This is a genomic window from Rhizobium mesoamericanum STM3625, from assembly GCF_000312665.1.
Lineage (GTDB): Bacteria > Pseudomonadota > Alphaproteobacteria > Rhizobiales > Rhizobiaceae > Rhizobium > Rhizobium mesoamericanum.
Window position 1 is genome coordinate 453797 of the sequence record NZ_HF536773.1, and the last position, 24520, is coordinate 478316.

20 protein-coding genes are annotated in these 24520 nt (G+C 59.8%); 17 read left to right on the forward strand and 3 right to left on the reverse strand.

Features of this window, described 5'->3' with window-relative positions; translation table 11 throughout:
• Positions 1–281 precede the first annotated feature (281 nt).
• The 3 genes from BN77_RS22460 to BN77_RS22470 all read left to right on the forward strand — a co-directional run bounded on the left by BN77_RS22460 (position 282) and on the right by BN77_RS22470 (position 5574).
• Positions 282–1454, forward strand: coding sequence for an efflux RND transporter periplasmic adaptor subunit (locus BN77_RS22460; RefSeq protein ID WP_007536342.1), 1173 nt, complete (start codon positions 282–284; stop codon positions 1452–1454).
• Positions 1451–4600: an efflux RND transporter permease subunit gene (locus BN77_RS22465; protein WP_007536344.1), complete on the forward strand. Its 3150-nt coding sequence runs from the start codon at positions 1451–1453 to the stop codon at positions 4598–4600. Before BN77_RS22460 ends, BN77_RS22465 begins: the two co-directional genes overlap by 4 nt.
• Before the next feature lie 314 nt (positions 4601–4914).
• Positions 4915–5574: an alpha/beta fold hydrolase gene (locus tag BN77_RS22470; RefSeq protein WP_244426252.1), complete on the forward strand. Its 660-nt coding sequence runs from the start codon at positions 4915–4917 to the stop codon at positions 5572–5574.
• Between the two features lie 58 nt (positions 5575–5632).
• On the opposite strand, the gene katG is transcribed toward BN77_RS22470, so the two are convergent.
• Positions 5633–7813: a catalase/peroxidase HPI gene (katG, locus tag BN77_RS22475; RefSeq protein ID WP_007536349.1), complete on the reverse strand. Its 2181-nt coding sequence runs from the start codon at positions 7811–7813 to the stop codon at positions 5633–5635.
• A 502-nt stretch (positions 7814–8315) separates the two neighbouring features.
• Between katG and BN77_RS22480 the strand changes: the two genes are divergently transcribed.
• From BN77_RS22480 to BN77_RS22520, 9 genes are all read left to right on the forward strand, one after another.
• Entirely contained in the window at positions 8316–8591 is a 276-nt protein-coding gene (locus BN77_RS22480; RefSeq protein ID WP_040678652.1) for a hypothetical protein, read from the forward strand.
• Between the two features lie 153 nt (positions 8592–8744).
• Positions 8745–9398: a Rieske (2Fe-2S) protein gene (locus tag BN77_RS22485; RefSeq protein ID WP_040678322.1), complete on the forward strand. Its 654-nt coding sequence runs from the start codon at positions 8745–8747 to the stop codon at positions 9396–9398.
• Positions 9398–10243 (forward strand): aromatic ring-hydroxylating oxygenase subunit alpha, encoded by an 846-nt coding sequence (locus BN77_RS22490; RefSeq protein ID WP_040678324.1) that lies wholly within the window; start codon positions 9398–9400, stop codon positions 10241–10243. The genes BN77_RS22485 and BN77_RS22490 overlap by 1 nt, the downstream gene beginning before the upstream one ends.
• Positions 10240–10896: a glutathione S-transferase family protein gene (locus BN77_RS22495; protein WP_007536357.1), complete on the forward strand. Its 657-nt coding sequence runs from the start codon at positions 10240–10242 to the stop codon at positions 10894–10896. The genes BN77_RS22490 and BN77_RS22495 overlap by 4 nt, the downstream gene beginning before the upstream one ends.
• 1 nt (position 10897) lies before the next feature.
• A complete protein-coding gene (locus tag BN77_RS22500) occupies positions 10898–12277 on the forward strand; it encodes an amidohydrolase (protein WP_007536359.1) in 1380 nt (459 codons plus the stop codon).
• A 24-nt stretch (positions 12278–12301) separates the two neighbouring features.
• Positions 12302–13399: a BMP family ABC transporter substrate-binding protein gene (locus tag BN77_RS22505; RefSeq protein ID WP_007536361.1), complete on the forward strand. Its 1098-nt coding sequence runs from the start codon at positions 12302–12304 to the stop codon at positions 13397–13399.
• A 3-nt stretch (positions 13400–13402) separates the two neighbouring features.
• A complete protein-coding gene (locus BN77_RS22510) occupies positions 13403–14926 on the forward strand; it encodes an ABC transporter ATP-binding protein (RefSeq protein WP_007536363.1) in 1524 nt (507 codons plus the stop codon).
• Positions 14923–16026, forward strand: a complete 1104-nt coding sequence (locus BN77_RS22515; protein ID WP_007536365.1) for an ABC transporter permease — start codon at positions 14923–14925, stop codon at positions 16024–16026. The genes BN77_RS22510 and BN77_RS22515 overlap by 4 nt, the downstream gene beginning before the upstream one ends.
• Complete coding sequence (locus BN77_RS22520) at positions 16023–16934, forward strand: ABC transporter permease (RefSeq protein WP_007536366.1); 912 nt, start codon at positions 16023–16025, stop codon at positions 16932–16934. Before BN77_RS22515 ends, BN77_RS22520 begins: the two co-directional genes overlap by 4 nt.
• Positions 16935–16936: 2 nt before the next feature.
• On the opposite strand, the gene xdhC is transcribed toward BN77_RS22520, so the two are convergent.
• Positions 16937–17791 carry a xanthine dehydrogenase accessory protein XdhC gene (gene xdhC, locus BN77_RS22525; protein ID WP_007536369.1) on the reverse strand — a complete coding sequence of 285 codons (855 nt, stop codon included), beginning with the start codon at positions 17789–17791 and terminating at the stop codon, positions 16937–16939.
• A 121-nt stretch (positions 17792–17912) separates the two neighbouring features.
• Complete coding sequence (locus BN77_RS22530; protein ID WP_007536371.1) at positions 17913–18917, reverse strand: AraC family transcriptional regulator; 1005 nt, start codon at positions 18915–18917, stop codon at positions 17913–17915.
• A gap of 154 nt (positions 18918–19071) precedes the next feature.
• Here BN77_RS22530 and BN77_RS22535 point away from each other — a divergent pair, with 154 nt between their 5' ends.
• From BN77_RS22535 to BN77_RS22555, 5 genes are all read left to right on the forward strand, one after another.
• On the forward strand, positions 19072–19839 hold the full coding sequence (locus BN77_RS22535; RefSeq protein WP_007536373.1) for a 3-hydroxyacyl-CoA dehydrogenase: 768 nt from the start codon (positions 19072–19074) through the stop codon (positions 19837–19839).
• A 25-nt stretch (positions 19840–19864) separates the two neighbouring features.
• A complete protein-coding gene (locus BN77_RS22540) occupies positions 19865–21052 on the forward strand; it encodes an acetyl-CoA C-acyltransferase (protein WP_007536375.1) in 1188 nt (395 codons plus the stop codon).
• A gap of 22 nt (positions 21053–21074) precedes the next feature.
• Positions 21075–22202, forward strand: a complete 1128-nt coding sequence (locus BN77_RS22545; RefSeq protein ID WP_007536377.1) for an acyl-CoA dehydrogenase family protein — start codon at positions 21075–21077, stop codon at positions 22200–22202.
• 67 nt (positions 22203–22269) lie between these two features.
• Positions 22270–23502 (forward strand): 3-methyl-2-oxobutanoate dehydrogenase (2-methylpropanoyl-transferring) subunit alpha, encoded by a 1233-nt coding sequence (locus tag BN77_RS22550; protein ID WP_007536379.1) that lies wholly within the window; start codon positions 22270–22272, stop codon positions 23500–23502.
• A gap of 1 nt (position 23503) precedes the next feature.
• Positions 23504–24517, forward strand: coding sequence for an alpha-ketoacid dehydrogenase subunit beta (locus BN77_RS22555; RefSeq protein WP_040678326.1), 1014 nt, complete (start codon positions 23504–23506; stop codon positions 24515–24517).
• Positions 24518–24520: the final 3 nt, after the last annotated feature.

Below are 24520 nucleotides of genomic sequence, written 5' to 3' on the forward strand. Positions count from 1 at the left end.
TAAGAGCCGTCAATTGCTCGGATGTTGGCGGACAGGCATTCTGTGAAGACGGCGATCAGATGCAGACGTGGCTCGGAGCGGTTCCGCGGCAAAGGTTGTGATGGGGCAATTGGGGTATCGCTCGTCGGATGTCATCAAAGCCCTGCGGGAGCCTTTGGATGCTACCGGGACTTGCCGATTTTGGCGACTAGCGGTAGCATTTGTGAATTGCCGTTGATCTGCGGACTGCTCCCAAGTGCCTTGATTTGAGAAACCATCTCGGTTCCGCTGGAGACTGGTCGATGAAAGTGCAGCGTCGAGTTCCACCAGCCTACCTGTTGATACTGCTGGCAGCTTGGGTGTCGGCGCCCCATGGCGCCATCGCACAAGCCGTCCCATCCGTCGGCGTCATCAGCGTTCAAGTCGAGGATGTCTCTCCAAGGCATGAATTCGTTGGACGCGTTGAAGCCGTCAATGCCGTCGATATCCGCTCACGGATCGAAGGCTTCCTCGACAAGCGGCTTTTCGACGAGGGCCAGACTGTCAAGAAGGATCAGGATCTTTTCCTCATCGACAGACGATCACTCGACATCTCGCTCGCAGACGCCAAGGCTTCTCTTGCGAGCGCCCAGGCAATCTTGACGGATGCGCAGCGACGGCTCGAACGAAATCAGTCATTGAGCTCACAGACCGTACCGCGCGCCACGCTTGAGGAGAGCCAAACTGCGGTGGAAACCGCTCAAGCAAACGTCTTGTCGGCACAGGCGCAAGTAGAAAAAGCAGAACTCAGTCTCAGCTACAGTCGAATAACCTCTCCGATCGAGGGACGTATCGGGGCGGTGGAGTTGTCAACCGGAAGCTTCGTGAGCGGTAGTTCACCGATACTGGCCCGCGTCGTCGAAATGGATCCGATCCGCGTGGTATTCTCCGTCAGCGACCGCACGATCCTTGACCTGCGGGCTGCCGCAGGTGGCATCGACAAAGACGATCTCGCCAGGAAGTACGAGCCTAGCTTACGTTTGTCCAACGGCCAGCAATACAGCGAGCGCGGCAAGATCGAGTTCTCCGGCAACGAGATCGACGAGACAACGGGCACGCTGCCAATTCGAGCCCTGTTCAGCAATCCGGAGCATCTGCTCATTCCAGGCCAATTCGTGACTGTGATCATATCGGAAGCGGAAAAAAAGATGCGCCCGGTTGTCCCGTTGGGCGCTGTCCAGCAGGACCGCGAGGGCAAATTCGTCCTGCTTGTCGATCAGAACAAGCAGGCTACGCTCCAGCGGATAAAAGTCTCCGAGCAGACCGACGGAAACTGGGTCGTAGACGAAGGACTGAAAGGCGGCGAAGTTCTCATCGTGGAGGGACTGCAGAACGTCACCGAGGGCATGGCCGTTAATATCACGCAGCTGTCTGCGACTGCAGACAGCATGACCTTGCCTTCTTCCGTTGCAAACCAGGCTGGTTCGCAGCAATGAATATATCCGCACCCTTCGTTGCCAGACCAAGGTTTGCGATGGTCATCGCAATCGTGATGATGATTGCGGGTGTCGCCGCGCTCTTCCTGATACCAGTCGCTCAGTTTCCTGAAATCACACCGCCAGAAGTTCAGGTAACCGCCAGCTATCCCGGTGCCAATGCCAGCGTGATGACGGACAGCGTCGGTGCACCGATCGAGGACCAGGTGAATGGCGTCGAGGATATGCTCTACATGTCGTCGTCCAGCACCAACAATGGCACATACAGTCTGACCGTGACCTTCGCGGCGGGGACAGATCCTGCAATCGCCCAGGTCAACGTTCAAAACCGCGTAGCCATGGCAACGCCGCGGCTTCCGGCTGCGGTGACACAGACCGGCGTATCCGTACGCAGCCGTTCGTCAAGCATGCTTCTCGGTTTCGCGATCTACTCCCCGAAGGGGACGAAAGACGAAATCTTCATCAGCAACTACGCGACGATAAACATCCGCGACGCGATCGCGCGGCTCCCCGGCGTCGGAGAAGCGAGCGTTTTCGGTCCCGCCTATAGCATGCGCGTGTGGATGAATCCCGACCGCATGCAGGCCCTCGGTGTCACTGCCGCCGATTTGACTGCAGCCATCCAGGCCCAGAACGCTCAGGCGTCAGCTGGGCAGCTCGGATCGCCGCCTTCGCCAACAGGCCAGCAATTGCAGTTGACCGTTACGGCCCGAGGACGGCTCGCAAGCGAAGCCGAGTTCGGTAACATCATCGTTCGTACGAACAGGGATGGCGCCATCGTACGCATCCGCGACGTTGCCCGAGTTGAGCTCGGTGCCCAATCATATGACAGCGCCTCCACCTTGAATGGTCAGCCCAGTGCGACGGTCGTCGTCTATCAGTCCTCAGATGCCAATGCCCTGGCCGTGTCGGCCGCCGTCGTCAGGGAATTGGAGACGTTATCAAAGCAGTTTCCCGATGACGTCGCCTATACTGTCGTTTTCGATACCACTACCTTCGTTCAACAGACGATCCAAGAAATCCTGGTCACGCTGGCCATTACCTTTGCCCTCGTCGTCGCAGTCGTCTACATCTTCCTACAAGACTGGCGCGCGACAGTCATTCCCACATTGACCATACCCGTTTCGCTGGTGGGCGGCTTTGCCGTGCTCTACCTCATGGGATATTCGGCCAACACCATCACCCTGTTTGCGATGATACTGGCCATCAGTCTCGTGGTTGACGATGCAATCATCGTCGTGGAAAACGTCCAGCGCGTGATGAGCGAGGCTGGCGTTGGCGTGCGCGAAGCGACCCTGCGCACGATGAACGAAGTGACAGGTCCGATCGTTGCCACCACGCTGGTCTTGGCCGCCCTTTTTATTCCTGTGGCCTTTCTTGCCGGCATAACCGGCGAGCTCTACCGTCAGTTTGCCGTTACTATTCTGGTCACCATCACTTTCTCGACGATCAATGCATTGACGTTGAGCCCGGCCTTGTGCGTTCTCATGCTCCGGCCGGCGCAGGAAAGCCCGTCACTGTTCTTCGGCAAGGTGAACGAGGGGCTGGACGCGTCGCGACGCTTTTATCTGCGCTTGCTTGGCACCTTCTCCCGCAGGCTCATTCTGGCCGCCCTGCTCCTTGTGGCCGTTTTTGGCGGCATTTACGGCTTCTATCGTGTACTGCCGACGGGCTTCGTTCCTGCCGAAGACCAGGGCTATCTCTTCATGAACGTGCAATTGCCAAGCGGGGCCTCGCTGGAAAGAACGCAGCAGACAATTGCAAAGGTCAGTTCCGTGCTTCAGCAAACCCCCGGTGTTGCAAATACGATCGGAATTGCCGGCGCGAGCATGGTCGGGGGCGGTGGCTCCAACTCGGGAATGGTCATCTCGGCATTGCGCCCCTGGAACGAACGGGGGAGTGATCAAAGTGTCTTTGCACTGATTGACCGGTTGCGCGCTGAATTTTCGACGATTTCGACCGCGTCGGTTGTACCGTTCAATCCACCGGCAATACCCGGCCTCGGCACAACGGGGGGCTTTGACTTCCGTCTTCAAGCACGCGCGGGCCAAAGTCAGGAGGAACTTGCTGAAGTGATGCGCGGCCTGATTATAGCAGCAAATCAGACCGGCAAGATGAGCAGCGTGTTCAGCACTTTTTCCGCTGATACGCCACAAATCTATCTCGACATCGACCGGAAGCGCGCCGAACTTTTCGGCGTTTCTCCGGCAACGATTTTCAGCACGCTTCAATCGCACCTCGGGTCATCTTATGTCGATGACTTCAACATCTTCTCGCGGGTGTTTCAGGTTCGCATTCAGGACGAGCCCAGTTTCCGCACACGCGTTGAAGATATTCAGCGCTTGCGGGTGCGCGGGCAGTCGGGAAATTTCGTCCCCCTGCAGGGGCTGCTTTCCATTTCGACCATCTACGGCCCGAACTCTGTCAACCGCTACAATCTCTTCCCGTCCGCGGCAATTAACGGCCAGGCGGCGGATGGATCCAGCACCGGCCAGGCGCTGGAGGCGATGGAAACGCTCGCGGCGGAAAAATTACCCTCGGGCTTTGGCTACGAGTGGACCGGATTGGCTCTGCAGGAGCGGCAGGCAGGCAATCAAACGGCAGTCATCCTCGTCATGGGGATCGTGTTCACCTACCTTTTCCTCGTCGCTCAATATGAAAGCTGGAGCGTGCCGCTGGCGGTAATGCTCTCCGTGACGGTGGCGGTTGTCGGAGCGTTGGGCGGTCTCGTGATTGGCGGCATCGATCTCAATATCTACGCGCAAATCGGCCTATTGCTGCTGATCGGGCTTGCGGCCAAAAATGCGATCCTCATCGTCGAATTTGCCAAGGAACGTCGGGAAGGAGGTCTAAGCATTATCGAGGCAGCCACCGCCGGAACGTCACAGCGCTTCAGACCCGTCTTGATGACGGCAATGGCATCCGTGCTTGGCGTTGTGCCTTTGGTCGCAGCCACTGGCGCAGGAGCGGCCAGCAGACAGGCAATTGGTACGACTGTTCTTGGAGGACTACTCGTCGGCACTATCGTTGGCCTCCTCGTGATCCCACTCCTCTATATCCTTGTCCAAACAGTCCGGGAGACGGTGAAGCGTCGAATTTTCGGTGTTCCAAAGAGTGAGCCTGCGACGGTGGTCGTTCCGGATTAGAGACGCATCCGAAAACCGCACCATGGGATGAGGAGGCCAGAGAATTAGTCGACATGCTTGCGCATCTTTCTCGATATATACCTCCTTGCTCGACGCCCTCTTGGCGGGCGTCTTTATGCAACCTTTGCGGCCACAATGGACAGATGGGCAAGATCGTCAGCCTAAATGTCTCCCGTACTCTCAGCTGCCGGACAAGGACGCTCTTTCGAACTCTTTTCTCCCTTAGCCTGTCGCTTCTGGCGGCATGCTCGCTCCTGACGGAGCGAGCGACAGCGATACCCCCCGAGAAACACGATGCGGAATGTGTCGTGCTTATGCATGGGCTTGCTCGCGGCAACGGATCGCTTTGGCTCGTCGAGAAGGTGCTGGCGCGGCGGGGATTTGTCGTGATCAACGAAGACTATCCGTCGACCACAGCACCAATCGCGGAGCTCGCAAGCCACGTCGGAAACTCGGTCGACGCCTGCGGCGCGCGACGGGTCAATTTTGTGACCCACTCCATGGGAGGAATTCTGGTTCGCTACTGGCTTGCTAACACACGGCCCCGGAACCTGGGGCGGGTTGTGATGCTCGCTCCACCCAATAATGGTTCCGAGATCGTGGATGTCTTCGGAGACATGCCACCATTCCGCTGGATCAACGGCCCCGCTGGGCTCGAACTTGGAACCGATGCAGCAGCTGCACCGAAAGTTCTACCAAAGCCCGACTATCCCGTGGGCATCATCGCGGGCGACATATCTTTAAATCCGGTCTTCGATTCCATCATCGAAGGGCCGAATGACGGGAAGGTGTCAGTCGCATCGACGAAGCTGGAAGGCGCCGACGACCATTTGGTGCTTCATGCTACCCACACGTTCATGATGTTCAATCCAATTGTCGTCGTGGAGATCGTCAACTTCCTTGAAAGGGGCACTTTCGATCACAACCTCACTCTACAAAAAGCGAGCGCGATCATCCTCGCAATGTTCACATGAGGCCCCTCAAGGACGCCCGGGCGCAGCAGAAAGCCGCGCCCGGGCGAAGTCTTGCCGATCAGACGAGGTCAAAACGATCGGCGTTCATGACCTTGTTCCAGGCCGCGACGAAGTCCTTGACGAATTTCTCCTTCGCATCGGACTGGCCGTAAACTTCGGCCAGGGCGCGTAGCTGCGAGTGAGAGCCGAAGATCAGGTCGACCCGAGTGGCGGTCCACTTGAGTTCATTCGTCTTGCGGTCGCGGCCCTCGTAGACGCCTTCCTTTGCGGCACTGGGCGACCACTGCGTGCCCATATCGAGCAGGTTTACGAAGAAGTCGTTTGTCAGCACCTCAGGGCGCGAGGTGAAGATGCCGTGTTCCGGTTCGCCCGCCTTCAGCACGCGCAGCCCGCCGACAAGAACGGTCATTTCGGGCCCGGTCAGCGTCAGCAATTGGGCGCGATCCACCAGTGCCTCTTCCGGCTTCATGAACTGGCGACCACCGACATAGTTGCGGAAGCCGTCCGCGCGTGGCTGAAGCGGGGCGAAGGAGGCCGCATCCGTCTGCTCCTGCGAGGCATCCATGCGGCCGGGTGTGAACGGCACGCTGATGGCGTGACCGCCTGCCTTTGCCGCTTTCTCGACGCCGGCAGCGCCAGCAAGAACGATCAGGTCGGCGAGCGAGATCTTCTTGCCACCGGTCTGGGCGGCGTTGAAGTCCTTCTGGATGCCTTCGAGGACGCCGAGCACCTTTGCGAGCTGGGCGGGTTGGTTCACTTCCCAGTCCTTCTGAGGCGCAAGGCGGATGCGCGCACCGTTTGCGCCGCCGCGTTTGTCGGATCCGCGGAAGGTAGAAGCAGAAGCCCAGGCAGTCGAGACAAGTTCCTGCACCGACAGGCCAGTCGTGAGAACCTTCTCCTTCAGGGCGGCAATGTCTGCGTCGTCGACGAGCTTATGGTCGACGGCCGGGATGACATCCTGCCAGATCAGGTCTTCCGCCGGGACTTCCGGTCCGAGGTAGCGTACCTTTGGTCCCATATCGCGATGCGTCAGCTTGAACCATGCGCGGGCAAAAGCGTCTGCGAATGCGTCTGGATTTTCGAGGAAGCGGCGCGAGATCTTTTCGTACACCGGATCGAAACGCAGCGACAGGTCGGTGGTCAGCATCGTTGGCAGATGCTTCTTGGAAGCGTCGAAGGCATCCGGGATGGAAGCCTCGGCGTTCTTGGCCTTCCACTGTTTTGCGCCGGCCGGGCTCTGGGTCAGCTCCCATTCGTAGCCAAACAGGTTCTCGAAGAAATGGTTGCTCCATTTCGTCGGCGTCTGCGTCCAGGTGACTTCCGGACCGCCAGTGATCGCGTCCTTGCCTACACCGGTACCAAACTTGCTCTTCCAGCCGAGACCCTGATCCTCGATCGCGCCGCCTTCCGGCTCCGCGCCGACCAGCGACGGATCGCCGGCACCATGGGTCTTTCCAAAAGTGTGGCCGCCGGCGATCAGCGCGACGGTTTCCTCGTCATTCATCGCCATGCGTGCAAAGGTTTCGCGAATGTCACGCGCTGCGGCGACCGGATCCGGGTTGCCGTTCGGACCTTCAGGGTTGACGTAGATGAGGCCCATTTGCACGGCGCCGAGCGGCTCTGAGAGTTCCCGTTCGCCGCTATAGCGCTCGTCGCCGAGCCACGTTCCCTCCGGCCCCCAGAAGAGCTCCTCCGGCTCCCAGACATCGGCGCGGCCACCCGCGAAACCGAAGGTTTTGAAGCCCATGGATTCGAGCGCGACATTGCCGGTCAGGATCAGAAGGTCTGCCCACGAAATCCGGTTTCCGTATTTCTGCTTGATCGGCCACAGAAGGCGGCGGGCCTTGTCGAGGTTGGCATTGTCAGGCCAGCTGTTGAGTGGGGCGAAGCGCTGTTGGCCGGCACCGGCTCCACCGCGACCATCAGTGATGCGGTATGTGCCGGCGCTGTGCCAGGCCATGCGGATGAACAGGCCGCCGTAATGGCCGAAGTCAGCCGGCCACCACTCCTGCGAATCGGTCATCAGCGCATGAAGATCCTTCTTCAGGGCGTCGAGATCGAGCTTCTTGAATTCCTCGGCATAGTCGAATCCCTTGCCCATTGGATCGGAAAGACCGGAATGCTGGTGAAGAATCTGAACGTCCAACTGGTTCGGCCACCAGTCGCGGTTGGATCGACCACGGGGCGCACTACCATGCGCAACGGGACATTTGCCTGCGCTGTCGGGTTTCTGGTCCATAACGTTCTCCTTGATTGCTTCGTTTATCTGCCTTCAAAAGGGAGCGTCATCCGCCAAGCGGGACCGGCGGGAACCCGCGCACATCCTCCCTTTGCAGCCTTCATATCTGAACCATGTGATAAATTTAAGTTGGATTTACTGATCGTTGCGATAAGCCACGCTTATTGAAACCTTCACATCGAGACAGCTTTGCTAAAAACCTCCAGCCGAGATGTCATCTTCTGATCCATCTGGTCGACGCCAAAATCGTCTGGAGGCGCGGCGTCTCACGCCGCCAGACCTGTTTTGGCATGCGCGGCACTGCCCTCAAGCAGAAGCCGGACGCGAAAGCTGCGACGCGAGTGGTGAGTAGCTCCGTAAGTTGCACCACGATCACCGGGGACCGAATATCGTGGCGGACGAAATCGCCGTCGAATACGTCGGCGATAACGTGCGCCGCTCCAGAGCTTCCGCATGCTCAATTTGGCGCTATGATGTGCGCCTGAACCAGCGCGAGACTATCATGCCCGACCAACATCTGAGCCTGCCGCAGGAAAGAATGACGATCATCGGAGAGCTCGATTCCGCCTCTTTCGTTCCCTGGATTCAGCGCCACGCAGCAAAGCTCGGGCTATCGCACGCTTTATCTCATACCAGTGCCGATCGGATCGAGCTGCTAATCGCCGGCGCCCCCGAATTGATCGACATGATGGAGATGGGTTGCTCGCTCGGGCCCATCGACGTCTGGGTGGAAACGATACTCCGCAGGCCGATCGTAGACGACGAAAAGCAGCGGTAGCGACTATCATTCAATTTTCCACTGCCCTTTATTTAATCAGCGTTGCCAATGCGAATTTGTTATGCAAACCTGTGGACTGTCTGCCGCAAGCCAGTGATCTTGGCACCGCGCCTGACGCAGGCAATCGTCTGATAATGCTAAGAAAGTCTACCTATGCGATCCGATACGACGGGCACCTGGACGCCAGTCGCGCTTTCCGCGGATTTGCCGTCAGGAACGGTGATGCCGGCATGCACGAGGGTCGGATCGATCGCCCTCTGGAGAAGTGATTCGGGACGCCCCACAGCTTCGGCAGATCGCTGTCCTCATCGCGGCATGCGCCTCTCCCATGGCTTCGTGCGTGGCGAGGCCTTGTCGTGCATTTATCACGGCTGGAGTTACGCACAGGCGGGAAACTGTCTGCGCATTCCGGCGCATCCCGGCCTCACACCACCCGAAACGATCCGTGTCGCAACTCAACACGTCGAGGAAGTCGGCGGGGTGATATGGGTGGCGGTCGGGGAACCCCCGGACCGACCGCCGCAATTTGATAACCTTGTTCCGCTGCGTTCGCTGACGGCGAATGCCGGTATTGCTGCAATGGAAACCGCAGCCGGCGCAAAGACCGGCACCGACAGTCTTCTTCGCACGTCACAGAAGAATTCGGCGGACTTGACGCTGTTGCTTGTCGCGCAGGAGCAGGATCAGACGCTTATCCATGTCCTTCTCGATCGCGATACGACTCCGTCCCAACGTGTTTCGGCGTCACGGGCGGCCGAAACCTTGCGGCGGGCGGCAGAAGAGCTTCAGGCGAAGGGAACCGCGTGATGACACCGGGGGGAATGCTCGACCAGTGGTATCCAGTCGGCCTCTTAAGCCAGCTCAGAGGGAAGGCGTACAAAACTGCCCTGATGGGCGAACCGATTGAGGTCTCGCTCGACACCGACGGCAACGCCACAGTAACCGCCCACGGCGGGCGCGCCCTGCCCGTTTGCGTTCGCTACGGTCACGTCTGGTCCTCTCTCGGCAGACCTGAGAAGGCGTTGTTTTCAATTCCCGAGGCTGACCAGCCCGGTCGCAGGTTTGTCGATGTCGGTGTCGTGCGCGTGCGCTGTTCCCCGCTGCGTGCAGTGGAGAACTTTCTCGACATCGCGCATTTCCCATTCGTGCACACAGACATCCTTGGGGCAGAGCCGCACACCGAGGTTCAGGATTACAAGGTTGAAATCCGAGACATTGAGAACGAGGTCTGGGCAACACAGGTGAAGTTCTATCAACCACAGGCAGCGAAATCGGCAAGCGGCGGGATCACGACGGAATACATGTACCGTGTGCCGGCCCCAACCTGCTCGGTGCTCTACAAGACCTGTCCACCCCGTCCCAGCGAGTGGGATGTGATCACTCTCTTCGTGCAGCCGCTTGCCGAAGATCTGTGTGACGTTTGGCCATGGATGGCGCTTTTGGACGACGAAACCTCTATGACTGATCTCATCCATTTCCAGCAGACCATCTTCCTTCAGGACCGGTCGATCCTGGAAAACCAGATTCCACGCCTTCTGCCTCTCGACCCGGGAATGGAGATTCCCACGCGCGCCGACCTAACGTCGGTTGCATATCGACGCTGGCTGAAACGCCACAACTATACCTATGGCGCACAGCTGGTGGCGCAATGAAGCTTTACGACTACATCCTATCCCCCAGCTGCTACAAAGTGCGCCTGATGGCGGCTTTAACAGCCGTTAAGCTGGATGTCAGACCAGTAGATTTTCATCCAGGCGGCGAGCATCGGGGGCCTGAGCTTATGGCGCTCAACCCTGCCGGATCGATCCCGATCCTTGAGGACGGGGATCTTCTCCTCACTGAATCGTCGGCCATGCTCGTCTATCTCGCCGCCCAGAGCGCTCCCGAATGGCTGGGCCAAACCGCCGACGAATCTGCCCGCGTGCAGCAATGGCTATCCTTTTCGCATCGGCTGACGGCGAGCCTCGGCGGCGCGCGTCTGCATGAGATGTTGCTGCGTGATGGGGATATCGCTGCCCTTCAGGCGCAAGGAATTGCCGCGTTACGCGAGTTGGAAGCGGGGCTCGTCGAACAGAAACTTCGCGGCAAGCCGTTCCTCGCTTCGGACCGTCCGACCGTGGCCGATATTGCCTGCTTCCCCTATGTGGCACTCGCGCCGGACGGTGGCGTTTCGCTCGATCCTTATCCAGCGATCCGTCTCTGGTCCCGCTCCATCCGCGCGCTCGATGCGTTCATCGAGATGCCAGGCATACACCGGCTGCACGAGTTGAAGTCCGAGCCAAATGTTCCAAAGGACGAGGAATGAAATGGCCGGCTACCTTTTTAAGAATTGCGCAGCCGTCATCGTGAACGAGGGAAAGGGACCAAAGGTTCATCGCAATGTCGATATTCTGACAGACGGCCCCGCCATAAAGGCCATCGGCGAAAATCTCAGCCTGGGCGAGCTACCGATCAGCACCACGGTGCAAGACGCTGCAGGCTGGTTTGTCTATCCAGGGCTCGTCAATACGCACCATCACTTCTTCCAGTGCTTCGTGCGCAATCGCGCAGATCTCGACTGGACAAAGCTGTCCGTTCTCGAATGGCTTGACCGCATCTATCCGATCTTCTCGCGGCTGAACGAGGATTGCTTCTATCATTCCTCGGTTACGGCGATGGCGGAGATGATCAAGCATGGTTGCACCACCGCCTTCGACCACCAGTATTGTTTCCCCCGGCATGCCGGAAAGCGGCTGATCGACCGCCAATTCGAGGCAGCTGACCTGCTCGCTATGCGCTTTCATGCCGGTCGCGGCGGCAACACCCTGCCAAAGTCCGAGGGCTCGACCATTCCGGATGCGATGCTGGAGACGACAGACGAATTCATTGCGGATTGCGCACGCCTGATTGACACCTACCACGACGCCAGCCCTTTTAGCATGCGCCAGGTCGTGGTGGCACCCTGCCAGCCGGTCAATTGCTACCGCGAGACGTTCGTCGAGTCCGTCGCACTGGCACGCGATCGTGGCGTCCAGATGCACACGCATGTTGGTGAGGGCGAAAGCGCGGTCATTGAAGCCCGCCACGGAATGCGCACGGTCGACTACTGCGCAGAACTCGGCTTTGCTGGTCCTGATACCTTCTACGCCCATTGCTGGGAATTGACGCAGGACGAACTGCGCAAGATGGCAAAAAGTGGCACCGGCGTCTCGCATTGCCCGGAACCGGTTTACCTCGTCGGTGCCGAGGTGACCGATATCCCTGCCATGGCTGCCCTTAACCTGCGGGTCGGGCTTGGCTGTGACGGAGCAGCGTCAAACGACAACTCGAACCTGATGCACTGCGTGCACTCGGCCTACATGCTGCAGTGCCTCTTCGCATCAAGTCGCGAGCGCCCTGTTCCACCTCCTGTCGACTTCCTCGGCTATGCAACAAGTGGCGGGGCGGCCTTGCTCGGGCGTCACGACATTGGTCGACTGGCGCCGGGTATGGCCGCAGACTTTTTTGCGATCGACACCCGGCGCATGGACTACGTCGGCACGCGACACGATCCGCTGAGCCTAATTGCCAAGGTGGGCATCGGCATGCCGACGGACCTGACCATGATCAACGGCCGCATCGTCTGGCAGAAGGGCGAATTTGTGGGGCTCGACGAAGCGCGGCTGTTTGCCGAGGCGGAGGCAGCTCTTGCGAGCTTGGAATTCTAAAACACCAAAAAGGGGAACCAAAACATGACAAAGATTACGCGCAGGACATTAATGCAGGGAGCCGCAGCCACCGGTCTCGTTGGCGCCTTTGGTGCTCGTGCAGCACTGGCGGCCGGCGAACCGCTGGGCATCACGCTTGTTGTTCCCTCTCCGATCGGTGACGTCGGTTGGGGGCACGCGCTGGCAGCTGGGCTCGATCCCATCAAGGCCGCCTACGGTGACAAGGTGAAAGTGACCGTCGTCGAAAATATTCCGGAAGGGCCAGACGCTGACCGGATCATGAACAAGACGGTCGCCGACGGCAACAAATTCCTCATCGCCGGCTCCTTTGGATATCAGAACGGCGCCCTGCAGATTGCCCGCCGCAATCCTCAGGTCAGCGTTCTACACGCCTCCGGATTCCAGGTGGCGCCTAATTTCTCGCCCTTTGCGGCCAAGTATTTCCAAGGAACCTATCTGCTTGGCATGGCGGCAGCCGCACTTTCGAAGACCGGCAAGCTCGGTTCTGTATCGGCCTTCGCCATCCCCGAACTCATCACCTCTATCAACGCCTTTACGCTCGGTGCCCAGGCTGTAAGGCCAGATATCGAGGTTTCGGTCGTCTGGGTGAATTCCTGGTTCGACCCGGCCAAGGAGCAGGAAGCGGCCAAGGCCCTGATTGCACAAAAATGCGACGTGATCTTCTCCAATGCCCAGGACACGCCTTCCGTCATTTCGGCCTGTGAAGAAGCCGGCGTCTATGCGTTCAACCTCAACTCCTCGATGAAGAGCTACGCCCCGAAAACCTATCTCGGTTGCGTTTCCACCGACTGGTCTCCGTTCTTCAAGGCCTCGGTCGATGCCCATCTCGCCGGAACCTTCAAGGGCACGAATGCCTTCCTTGGCGTTGTCGACAAGGTTGTGGAAGTGGTTGATTGGAACCCTGCCATTCCGGTCGACACGATGACCAGGATCAAGGCGGCAGAGGCAAAGATCGCCGAGGGAAGCCTTTCGCCCTTTACCGGGCCGATAACCAAGGCTGATGGCAGCGAAGGGGTAGCGTCCGGCAAAACCCTCGCGGATGCCGAGATCGTCGCTATGGACTGGCACGTCAAGGGTGTGACCACGCCCCTGCCGAAGTAACTCATGACCAGTCCGCTCCTGTCGCTTCGCGGTATTACCAAGAGCTACGGCCAGGTCCATGCCAATCAGGCCATCGATCTGGACGTGGCGCCGCGGTCGATCCATGCCATTCTCGGGGAAAACGGGGCGGGCAAATCGACGCTGATGAAGATGATCTACGGTGTCGAGCAGCCAGACGATGGTACCCTTGCATGGGAAGGTGAGCCCTTGACCTTCGCCTCGCCCGTGGAGGCGCGACGCAAGGGGATCGGCATGGTGTTCCAGCACTTTTCGCTGTTCGAAACGCTGACCGTCGTGGAAAATATTCAGCTGGTCGTCCCGGGCAAAAAGGCCGATCTCGTGGAGCGCATACGTACGCTTGGACGTGACTTCGGCCTCGAGGTCGACCCACTCGCTCACGTACACGTGCTTTCCGTCGGCGAACGGCAACGCGTGGAGATTATCCGCAGCCTCATGACCGATCCGAAGCTGCTGATCCTCGACGAGCCCACGTCTGTCCTGCCTCCACAGTTGGTCGAAAAGCTCTTCGACACCTTGCGCAGGCTGCGCGACGGCGGCGTGTCGATCCTCTTCATCTCCCACAAGCTCGAGGAAATACGCGCCATCTGCGACAGGGCGACGATTCTGCGCGGCGGGCGCGTTACCGGACATGTCGATCCGCGCGAACACGACGCACATGATCTTGCCCGCATGATGATCGGTCGGGACATGCCCGAACCCATGCCAGCGGCGCCGCTGTCTGGGGGTGAGAGGCGACTTGAGATCATCGGGCTGGACTATCGCCCTGAGGATCCCTTCGCCGTAGAACTGTCCGAGATCACGCTTTCGGTGCGTGCCGGCGAGATCCTCGGCATTGCAGGTATTTCGGGCAACGGGCAAAGCGAGCTCGCTTCGCTGATCTCCGGCGAAATTGTTCTGCCGAAGGATCAGCGCGATAGGATCTATATGATGGGGCAGGATGTGGGCAGGCTCGATGCAGCTGCCAGGCGAAAGCTTGGATTTGCATTCGTTCCGGAAGATCGCCTCGGGCGCGGCGCGGTCCCTGAAATGTCGCTTGTCCTCAACAGCTTGCTGACGGCTCATTCCTTGAATCTCGTGCGCCACGGCTTGATCGACAAGGACAAGGCAAAAGCCTTCACCGATGATTGCATTCGCCAGTACGATGTCCGTACGCCCGGCGCAGAAATTGAAGCCGGTGCCCTCTCAGGCGGCAATCTGCAGAAGTTCATCGTTGGGCGCGAGATCATGCTGGCGCCCAAACTGCTTTTCGTCGCGCAACCGACCTGGGGCGTCGACATCGGCGCCGCGTCGGCCGTGCGCAGACGGCTGGTCGAATTGCGCAATGAAGGCATGGCCATTCTCGTCATTTCCGAGGAGCTTGAGGAGCTTTTCGAGCTCTGTGATTTCATCCAGGTTCTGTACCGCGGCAGGCTCAGTCCGGCGCTGATTGCGCGCGATACCCGCTCCGAGGACATCGGTCGTTACATGATCGGCGCACAGCTCTCGCCCGAGAAAGGCACTGCATGAGCATCCTGTCCGTTGCCTTCCTGCCCACGCTTGTCCGCCGGCAGCGCGCTTCGCTTGCCGCAACCTTTGTCGCGCCTTTCGCTGCCTTGGCGGTGACCATCGGCCTCAATCTCGGCCTCTATGTGCTCATGGGCCGCAATCCGTTCGACATCGTCTACGCAATGCTTCTCGAACCGTTCCTCTCCTGGGCATCGTTTTCGGAAGTGCTGTTGAAAGCTGGCCCACTTCTGCTCATCGCGCAGGGCCTTGCGATCGGCTTTCGTGCGAAGGTCTTCAACATCGGCGCCGAGGGCCAGTTTATTCTGGGCGCGATCTTCGCCTCGGCAATTCCCATCTGGTTTCCGCAGGCGTCCGGGCAATGGATATGGCCCCTGATGTTGATCCTTGGCGTACTCGGTGGTGCCCTGTGGGCGTCGTTGACGGCATTCTGGCGCGTGAGGTTCAATGCAAACGAGATCCTCGTTTCGCTGATGCTCAGCCTCGTCGCTGCACAGCTTCTGAATTACCTGCTTCTTGGCCCCTGGAAGGACCCGAACGGCTTTAATTTTCCTCAATCGGTGATGTTCCAGTACGACGCGATGGTGCCGCTCTTGATTCCCGGCACACGGGTCAATGTCTCCCTCTTGATCACTATCGCCCTCTCCCTCGCCGCCTGGGTCTTCATGCAAAGAAGCTTTGTCGGATATAAGCTCCAGGTCGGCGGCCTGGCGCCGCGCGCAGCGGGCTACGCCGGGTTCAAGGAGAGCCGAGCAATATGGTGGTCCCTGTTGATCGGGGGTTGCGCAGCAGGCCTTGCCGGCGCAGCCGAGGTGGCGGGGCCCTTGGGGCAGCTGCAGCGATCAATTTCCACCGGTTACGGTTATTCGGCGATCATCGTCGCCTACCTCGGTGGTCTGCATCCGATCGGCATTGTCGTCTCTGCATTGTTCATGGCTGCTCTTTATATTGGCGGCGACAACGCCATGGTGTCGGCAAGTCTGCCGATCGCTGCGGTGCGCGTCTTTCAGGGAAGTCTCCTAATGGCCTACCTGGTTGCCATTGCCTTCGTTCGGTATCGCTTCGAGTGGCGACGAGCGGCCGCTCACAGAGGACAGCCATGAACGCCACCGAGTTCATTCTTGCGGGCATGCTTTCGGCCGCAACGCCGTTTCTCCTTGCCGCGCTCGGCGAGCTGGTGGTCGAACGTGCCGGGGTTCTCAATCTCGGCGTGGAAGGATTGATGGCCCTCGGTGCGGCTCTCGCCTTTATCGTTGTCTATCACGGCGGAGGTCACCTTCTCGGGTTCGTCGCGGCTGGGCTTGGCAGCGCCGTCCTTTCCCTGGCCTTTGCTGTGATTGCGCTCGGATTTCGGGCAAACCAGGTGGCCACTGGCCTGGCGATCGGCATCCTCGGCCAGGGGCTGTCTGCGCTCTTCGGCAAGACCTACGAGAGCTTGACGGTTAAGGGGCTTCCCAAACTCGCCCTCCCTTGGCTCTCCGAAATCCGCATCGTCGGGGGGCTGTTTGTGCAGGACATCGTCGTGTGGCTTTCGCTGGCGACAACCCTCGTCATTTGGGCGATGTTTGCCTATTCGAAGACCGGTCTCGTTGTGCGGGCTGTCGGCGAAAATCCCAAGGCTGCGCACGCTATCGGCTATCCCGTGATTGCCGTTCGCTTTGCTGCAGTCGCATTCGGCGGCGCGATGGCTGGCTTTGCGGGTGCCTATGCGGCCGTGGTCTACACGCCGCTCTGGGCAGACGGTATGATCGCGGGTCGCGGCTGGATCGCAATCGCTCTTGTCGTCTTCGGAACCTGGCTTACTGGTCGAATCTTCCTCGGCGCATGCCTTTTCGGAGCGGTATCCTTGATGGGCCTTGCCGCCCAGGCGAGCGGGATGAACGTTCCCTCCCAGCTGCTTGCAAGCTTGCCTTACCTCGTCACGATCATCGTGCTCGGCCTCATTTCAGCAGATAGTCGCCTGCTCAAGCTCAACGGCGTCGCCTCGCTCGGCGAACCCTTTGACCGGTAAGACTACAGCCTGTCGACTTTGTGCGTCGGCTTGCCGCAATGGGCTACTGCGAAAGAGAGCGCGGCCAGCGTGATCTCCGCAGCCACCAGTGTCGCGATGACGGTGGGCCGTTTGTCCCTTATCGCCGTGCCGCCGATAGGGCAGACGAGGCGATTAAGAAGTTCCGGCCTGCCCAAGTCGCGCGTCAGCCAGTTCTTGAAAGTTGCCCGCTTTGTTTTCGAACCGATCATCCCGACATAGGCGACATCGTCCCGCTGGAGAGCCTCCGCGGCGATCAGGAAATCGAGCGCGTGGTCATGCGTGAGAACAACGAAAGAACTGCCCGCTGGCGCACCGCGGACGATGGCCTCGGGCATCGCGGTCAGACAGGTTTCGACGCCACTGACGCGGGATGCCGCAAGCTCGTCTTCGCGGGTATCCACGAGGACCGTGTGCATTGGCGCGAGCGACAGTGCCCTGGCCAGCGCATTCCCTACGTGCCCGGCTCCAAAAATGTAGACATGCGGCCGTCGGGCAATCTCGGCATCGACGCGCGCAACCAGTTCGTCGGCGAGCTCGTGCGTTACCGCAGTGAAGGAAAGCCCAACCCGACCGCCGCAGCATTGACCGATCTCCGGCCCGAGGGGAATGCTCATTGCCGCGATCGACCGTGAATGACGAAGCGCCTGTCGCGCGTGGTCGATCGCCATGTACTCCAACTGCCCGCCGCCGATGGTTGAAAAAGAGCAGTTTTTGGAGACCACCATCCAGGCGTCGGTATCGCGCGGCGTCGAGCCGACTGCTCCCGTCACTTCGACGAGAATGCAATCCCGCTCTTCGCGCAGGAAGTCCCGCAAGTCCTCACGAGAGGCAAACATACCGGTCAATCTTTCCTTCAAAACGCATGCGTTCCATCGCCATCAGCGCGCACTCCGGCACAGCAGTCATATCGGAGGAACATAATAGTCCGCAATGGTTGCGGCGGCCATCAAGATCGTTTCAAGGGGCCACACGGCCCTCTCGTCGATACGCGTCAGGACTTTTCGACATCCATTTGCGAAAGGCGCGGAAGAAGGCGCTCGGCTCTGAATAGCCGAGCTGAACGGCGATATCGCCTGTCGTCTTCGACGTGTTAAGCAAAAGATCGACAGCAAGATCACGACGTACGTCGTCCTTGATGCCGGCATAGCTTTGCCCCTCATCCCGCAGCCGGTGACGCAAGGTCGAAGGCGGCATGCGCATTTCCGCAGCGAGCTCGGAGAAAGTCTTCCATGCGGCCGGTGGCGTCTTATCCAGCCGCCGCCTGACGCTGGAAGCGAGCCCCGCATCATAACGATAGCGCACCAGAATATTGGCTGGAGCCCCTCGCAAAAACTGCTTCAGCGCCTGCTCGCTGCGCATGACCGGCAGATCGAGCATCGCGCTATCAAAACCAAGGCGGCTGATCGGCTGCGAAAATCTCACCGGCGCACCAAAGAAGAGCCGGTAATCAGCCCCCTGCTTCGGTTCGCCGCAGCGGAAGTCGACCAGCCGGATCGGAATGCGTCGGCCCACCAGCCAGCAAGTGATCCCATGGATAAGGATCCAATAAGTGCGGTAGGCAAAGGCCGAACGTGGACCGCCGACATCCGTCAACTCGATCTTTGCAAGTCCATCCGCAACGACAAGTTGGCCGCGTGGATCGTCCAATACGACATCGAGGAACCGCAGAGCCCGGCGTAACGCATGGCCGAGCGTCGGCGCATGCAGCACGCAATGGCAAAGCAGCGTGAAGCTGCCGCTGCGCATCGGCCGCCCGCCCATGCCGAAAAACTCATCATCGAGTTCTTTGGCAATGGCAAGCCAGAGAGCGCCGTAGCTTTCTGCCGACACAGGTTGATCGATAACCGCCTGCAACCCGAGCGAAGAAAGAATTGGCGCTGTCGGCCGTCCCATACGCCGCAAGCTGTCCAGCGCCTCTTCGACGAATCCAGGTGCAATCATACGCCTTTCGATCTCAGCCACCCGCGCCTCCGACTATGGCAAAACTGTCCGAAACAATGCAGCACTTTTGTCATCGCTTGCAATAGAGCGACGGAATAGAATCCGGCGTTATTGGGTCGCGTAGGGAGGATGACGCAGTCCCAAGAGACGATCGCGAGGTGATGGGAGCAGACCGATGCTGATCCGTGGAGGAACCTTTATCGTCACCGGCGGCGGCTCTGGCCTCGGCGCCGCGACAGCGCACATGCTGGTTGAAAATGGCGCACGCGTGATCATCGCCGACCTAAATGATGCAGCCGGAGAGGCAGTTGCGGCAGAACTCGGCGCCGATGCCCGTTACGTCAGGGCCGACGTGACAAGCGCAGAGGACGGAGCCGCTGTGGTAGCGACTGCGCTTGGATCCTTCGGCGGTTTGAGCGGGCTCGTAAACTGCGCCGGCGTGGCGCCGGGCGAGAAAGTGATCGGTCGCGACGGCCCGCATAGTCTCGACAGTTTCGTGCGGACAATCGGCATCAACCTCGTCGGCACATTCAACATGATCCGCCTTGCGGCGTCGGCCATCCAGCATCAGCAGGCGGATGCAGAAGGCGAGCGCGGCGTTCTCATCAATACCGCCTCGATCGCGGCCTTCGACGGTCAGGTCGGACAAGCTGCATACGCTGCCTCCAAGGGCGGCATCGCCTCAATGACGCTTCCGATCGCCCGCGAGCTTGCCCGCCACGGCATTCGTGTGGTGTCGATCGCACCTGGCATTTTCGAGACGCCGATGATGGCTGGTATGCCGCATGACGTGCGGGAGGCGCTTGGTAAGAGCGTGCCCTTCCCGCCGCGCCTTGGCAAGCCAGCGGAATTTGCCGCGCTGGTGCGCCATATATGTGAAAACAGCATGCTGAACGGCGAGGTCATTCGCCTCGACGGCGCGTTGCGTATGAGTGCGCGCTAGAGCGTTCGGCACAGGAGGCTTGAACATGGCTTTGCAGGATCCTGTCGTCATCGTCGGAACGGCACGCACGCCGATCGGCGGTTTTCAAGGTGAGCTGAAGGAGGTAAAGGCGCCCGACCTCGGATCAGCCGCCATCCGCGCAGCACTTCAACGCGCTAAGGTGACCCCGGATGCCGTCGACGAGGTCGTCTTCGGCTGCGTGCTGCCAGCCGGCCAGGGGCAAGCGCCCGCCCGGCAGGCGGCGATCGGTGCAGGTCTGCCATTCTCCACCGGTGCAACCACCGTCAACAAGATGTGTGGCTCCGGCATGAAGGCCGTCATGCTGACACATGACCTCCTGGCGGCGGGAAGCGTCACCATTGGCGTCGCCGGCGGCATGGAAAGCATGACCAATGCGCCCTATCTTCTCGATCGTGCTCGCAGTGGCTATCGGCTAGGCCATGGTCGCGTCATCGATCATATGTTCCTCGACGGCCTGGAGGACGCTTATGACAAGGGACGGTTGATGGGCAACTTCGCAGAGGATTGCGCCGAAGCCTACCAGTTCACTCGCCAGGCGCAGGACCGCTATGCAGTGACGTCGCTGACACGAGCACAAAAGGCCATCGATGCCGGCTATTTCGACGCCGAGATCACGCCTGTCACTGTCGCTGCTGGAAAGGGCGAGCAGACGGTCAGCCAAGACGAACAACCCGGCAAGGCCAGGCTCGACAAGATTCCTCTCCTCAAACCGGCCTTCCGCGACGGCGGGACCGTGACGGCCGCCAACTCCAGCTCGATTTCCGATGGCGCGGCCGCTCTCGTCTTGATGCGTCGTTCTGAAGCCGAACGAAGGGGGCTCGCGCCTCTGGCGACAATTACCGGGCACACCACGCATTCGCAGGCCCCCAATCTCTTTGCGACGGCTCCGATCGGTGCCCTGCAGAAGCTTTCCGATCGAACCGGTTGGCCACTCGAAACCATCGACCTTTTTGAGATCAACGAGGCCTTTGCCGTCGTTGCGATGGCCGCAATGCGCGACCTCGCACTCCCCCATGAGAAGGTCAACGTGCACGGCGGAGCCTGCGCGCTAGGCCACCCCATTGGCGCGTCTGGCGCGCGGATTCTGGTTACGCTTCTTGCCGCACTCGAGCGCTACGGCATGAAGCGCGGCATGGCAGCTTTATGCATCGGCGGTGGCGAAGCAACCGCCGTTGCGATCGAGCGCCACTAGAGAAAGGAAGAAAGAGACAAGCATGATCCTTTCCGAACTGCAGCAGCAAATCCGCGATCTCGCCAGAGACTTCGCCCGCGAGCGACTTGGACCCGGAGCTGCTGCCCGCGATCGCGAGCACAGGTATCCAAAAGATGAACTCAACGAGATGGGTGAACTCGGCATGCTCGGCATGCTGGTTCCGGAGGAGTATGGCGGTTCAGAAACAGGCACGCTTGCCTATGCGGCCGCACTCGAAGAGATCGCAGTTGGCGACGGACCCTGCTCGACAATCATGAGCGTCCACAGCTCGGTCGCCTGCGTGCCGATCTTAAAGTTCGGCACTGAAGAGCAGAAGCAGCGTTTCCTGCCAAAGCTTGCCAGTGGAGAATGGATCGGCGGCTTTGCGTTGACGGAACCGCAGGCGGGCTCGGATGCATCCAATCTGCGCAGCCGCGCACGTCGCGATGGCGATCATTACGTCCTCGATGGCGTCAAGCAATTCATCACCTCGGGCAAGAACGGACAGATGATCATCGCCTTTGCGGTCACCGATCCGAGCGCTGGCAAGAAGGGGATTAGCGCCTTCATAGTACCGACCGACACACCGGGCTACGAAGTGATCCGCGTTGAGGAGAAACTTGGGCTACATTCGACGGATACCTGTCAGATCGCCTTCAACGCCATGCGGATCCCGGCCGAGTTGAGGCTTGGGGCAGAGGGAGAAGGCTACCGGATAGCGCTGGCGAACCTTGAAGGAGGCCGCATCGGCATCGGCGCTCAGGCTGTCGGCATGGCGCGCGCGGCGTTCGAGGCGGCGCGTGACTATGCGCGCGAACGTACAGCTTTCGGCAAGGCAATCATCGAGCATCAGGCGGTCGCCTTTCGTCTCGCCGACATGGCAACCCAGATCGAAGCTGCCCGTCAACTCGTCTTTCACGCGGCGGCGCTTCGCGACAATGGGGTGCCGTGCCTTTCGGAAGCATCGATGGCAAAGCTCTTTGCCTCGGAGATGGCAGAGCGCGTCTGCTCGGATGCGATACAAATACATGGGGGCTACGGCTATATGGCCGATTATCCAGTGGAGCGGATCTATCGGGATGTCCGCATCTGCCAGATTTACGAAGGAACAAGCGACGTGCAGCGGATGGTGATCGCGCGTAATCTATAACAAAAGAATGCGCTGGTCCGTTTCTAAAGGAGAGAAACGGACAAAGCGCAGCGGAGGGAAACACAATATGACGGACGCAGCTCAACTGAGCCTCCATGTTCCGGAACCTGCCGTCCGGCCAGGCGGCCAACCCGATTTCTCCAACGTCAAGATCGCCAAGGCCGGCCTTGTGCCGCGCCCCGAGATCGACGTTGCACCAGAGGACATCCGTGACCTCGCCTATTCCATCATCCGCGTACTCAATCGCGAAGGCGAGGCGGTCGGTCCATGGTCCGGTATGCTCTCCGATGAGGAGCTGCTGACTGGCCTACGCAACATGATGAAGCTTCGCGCCTTCGATGCGCGCATGCTGATGGCCCAACGCCAGGGCAAGACGTCCTTCTACATGCAGCATCTCGGCGAAGAGGCCGTCAGCTGCGCCTTCCGCAAGGCGCTGCGCAAAGGCGACATGAACTTCCCGACCTATCGCCAAGCAGGCCTCCTGATTGCGGACGATTATCCGATGGTCGAGATGATGAACCAGATCTTTTCGAACGAAAGCGATCCGTTGCACGGCCGCCAGCTGCCGATCATGTATTCGTCAAAGGAGCACGGTTTCTTCACGATCTCCGGCAACCTGGCAACGCAATATGTGCAGGCAGTCGGCTGGGCAATGGCTTCCGCTATCAAGAATGATCACAGAATTGCGGCTGGCTGGATCGGCGACGGCTCCACTGCCGAATCCGACTTCCACTCCGCACTGGTCTTTGCCTCCACGTACAAGGCACCCGTGATCCTCAATATCGTCAACAATCAGTGGGCAATTTCAACCTTCCAAGGCATTGCGCGAGGCGGCTCCGGCACGTTTGCCGCACGTGGGCTTGGCTTCGGTATCCCGGCGCTGCGTGTCGACGGCAACGATTACCTCGCCGTCTACGCCGTCGCCTGCTGGGCGGCCGAGCGTGCCAGGCAAAATCTCGGCCCGACGTTGATCGAATACGTCACGTACCGCGTCGGCGCCCATTCGACATCCGATGATCCGAGCGCCTATAGACCGAAGGCGGAGTCGGAAGCCTGGCCCCTCGGCGATCCCGTGCTGCGTTTGAAAAAGCATCTGATCGTCAGGGGTATCTGGTCGGAAGAGCGCCACGTCCAGGCCGAGGCCGAAATCATGGACGAGGTCATCGAGGCCCAGAAGCAAGCCGAGCATCACGGTACGCTGCATGCCGGCGGCAAGCCCTCGGTGCGCGACATCTTCGAAGGCGTCTATGCCGAAATGCCGCCGCACATTCGCCGCCAGCGGCAGAAGGCAGGTTTCTGACATGGCCAGAATGACGATGATCGAAGCGGTGCGTAGCGCCATGGACGTGTCAATGGCGCGCGACGACAACGTGGTGGTCTTCGGCGAGGACGTCGGATACTTCGGCGGCGTGTTTCGCTGCACCCAAGGACTGCAGGCGAAATACGGCAAGACACGCTGCTTCGACACGCCGATCAGTGAATCCGGCATTGTCGGTACCGCCATCGGCATGGCCGCCTACGGCCTGAAGCCCTGCGTCGAGATCCAGTTCGCCGACTACATGTACCCTGCCTATGATCAGATCACCCAGGAAGCGGCCCGCATCCGGTATCGTTCGAACGGCGACTTTACATGCCCGATCGTTCTTCGCATGCCGACAGGCGGCGGCATCTTCGGTGGCCAGACCCACAGCCAGAGCCCGGAGGCGCTGTTTACGCATGTCTGCGGCCTGAAGGTTGTCGTTCCCTCAAATCCCCATGACGCGAAGGGACTGCTGATTGCAGCGATCGAAGATCCGGACCCAGTGATGTTCCTGGAGCCGAAACGGCTCTACAACGGGCCGTTCGATGGCCATCACGAGCGCCCTGTGACGCCTTGGTCGAAGCACGAACTTGGTGAAGTGCCAGAAGGGCACTATTCCATTCCGATCGGCAGGGCCGCCATCCGGCGCTCGGGCTCCGCCGTGACCGTAATCGCCTATGGCACGATGGTCCATGTCGCGCTCGCAGCCGCCGAGGACATGGGCATCGACGCCGAAGTGATCGACCTGCGTAGTCTGCTGCCGCTCGATCTCGATACGATCGTACAATCCGTCAACAAGACTGGCCGCTGCGTCGTCGTTCACGAGGCAACGCTGACATCGGGATTTGGCGCTGAGATCGTTTCCCTTGTTCAGGAACATTGCTTTTATCGTCTGGAAGCCCCCGTCGTGCGCGTCGCCGGTTGGGATACGCCTTATCCACACGCACAGGAGTGGGACTACTTTCCCGGGCCCGCGCGTGTCGGGCGCGCACTTGCCGAAGTCATGGAGGCCTGACGC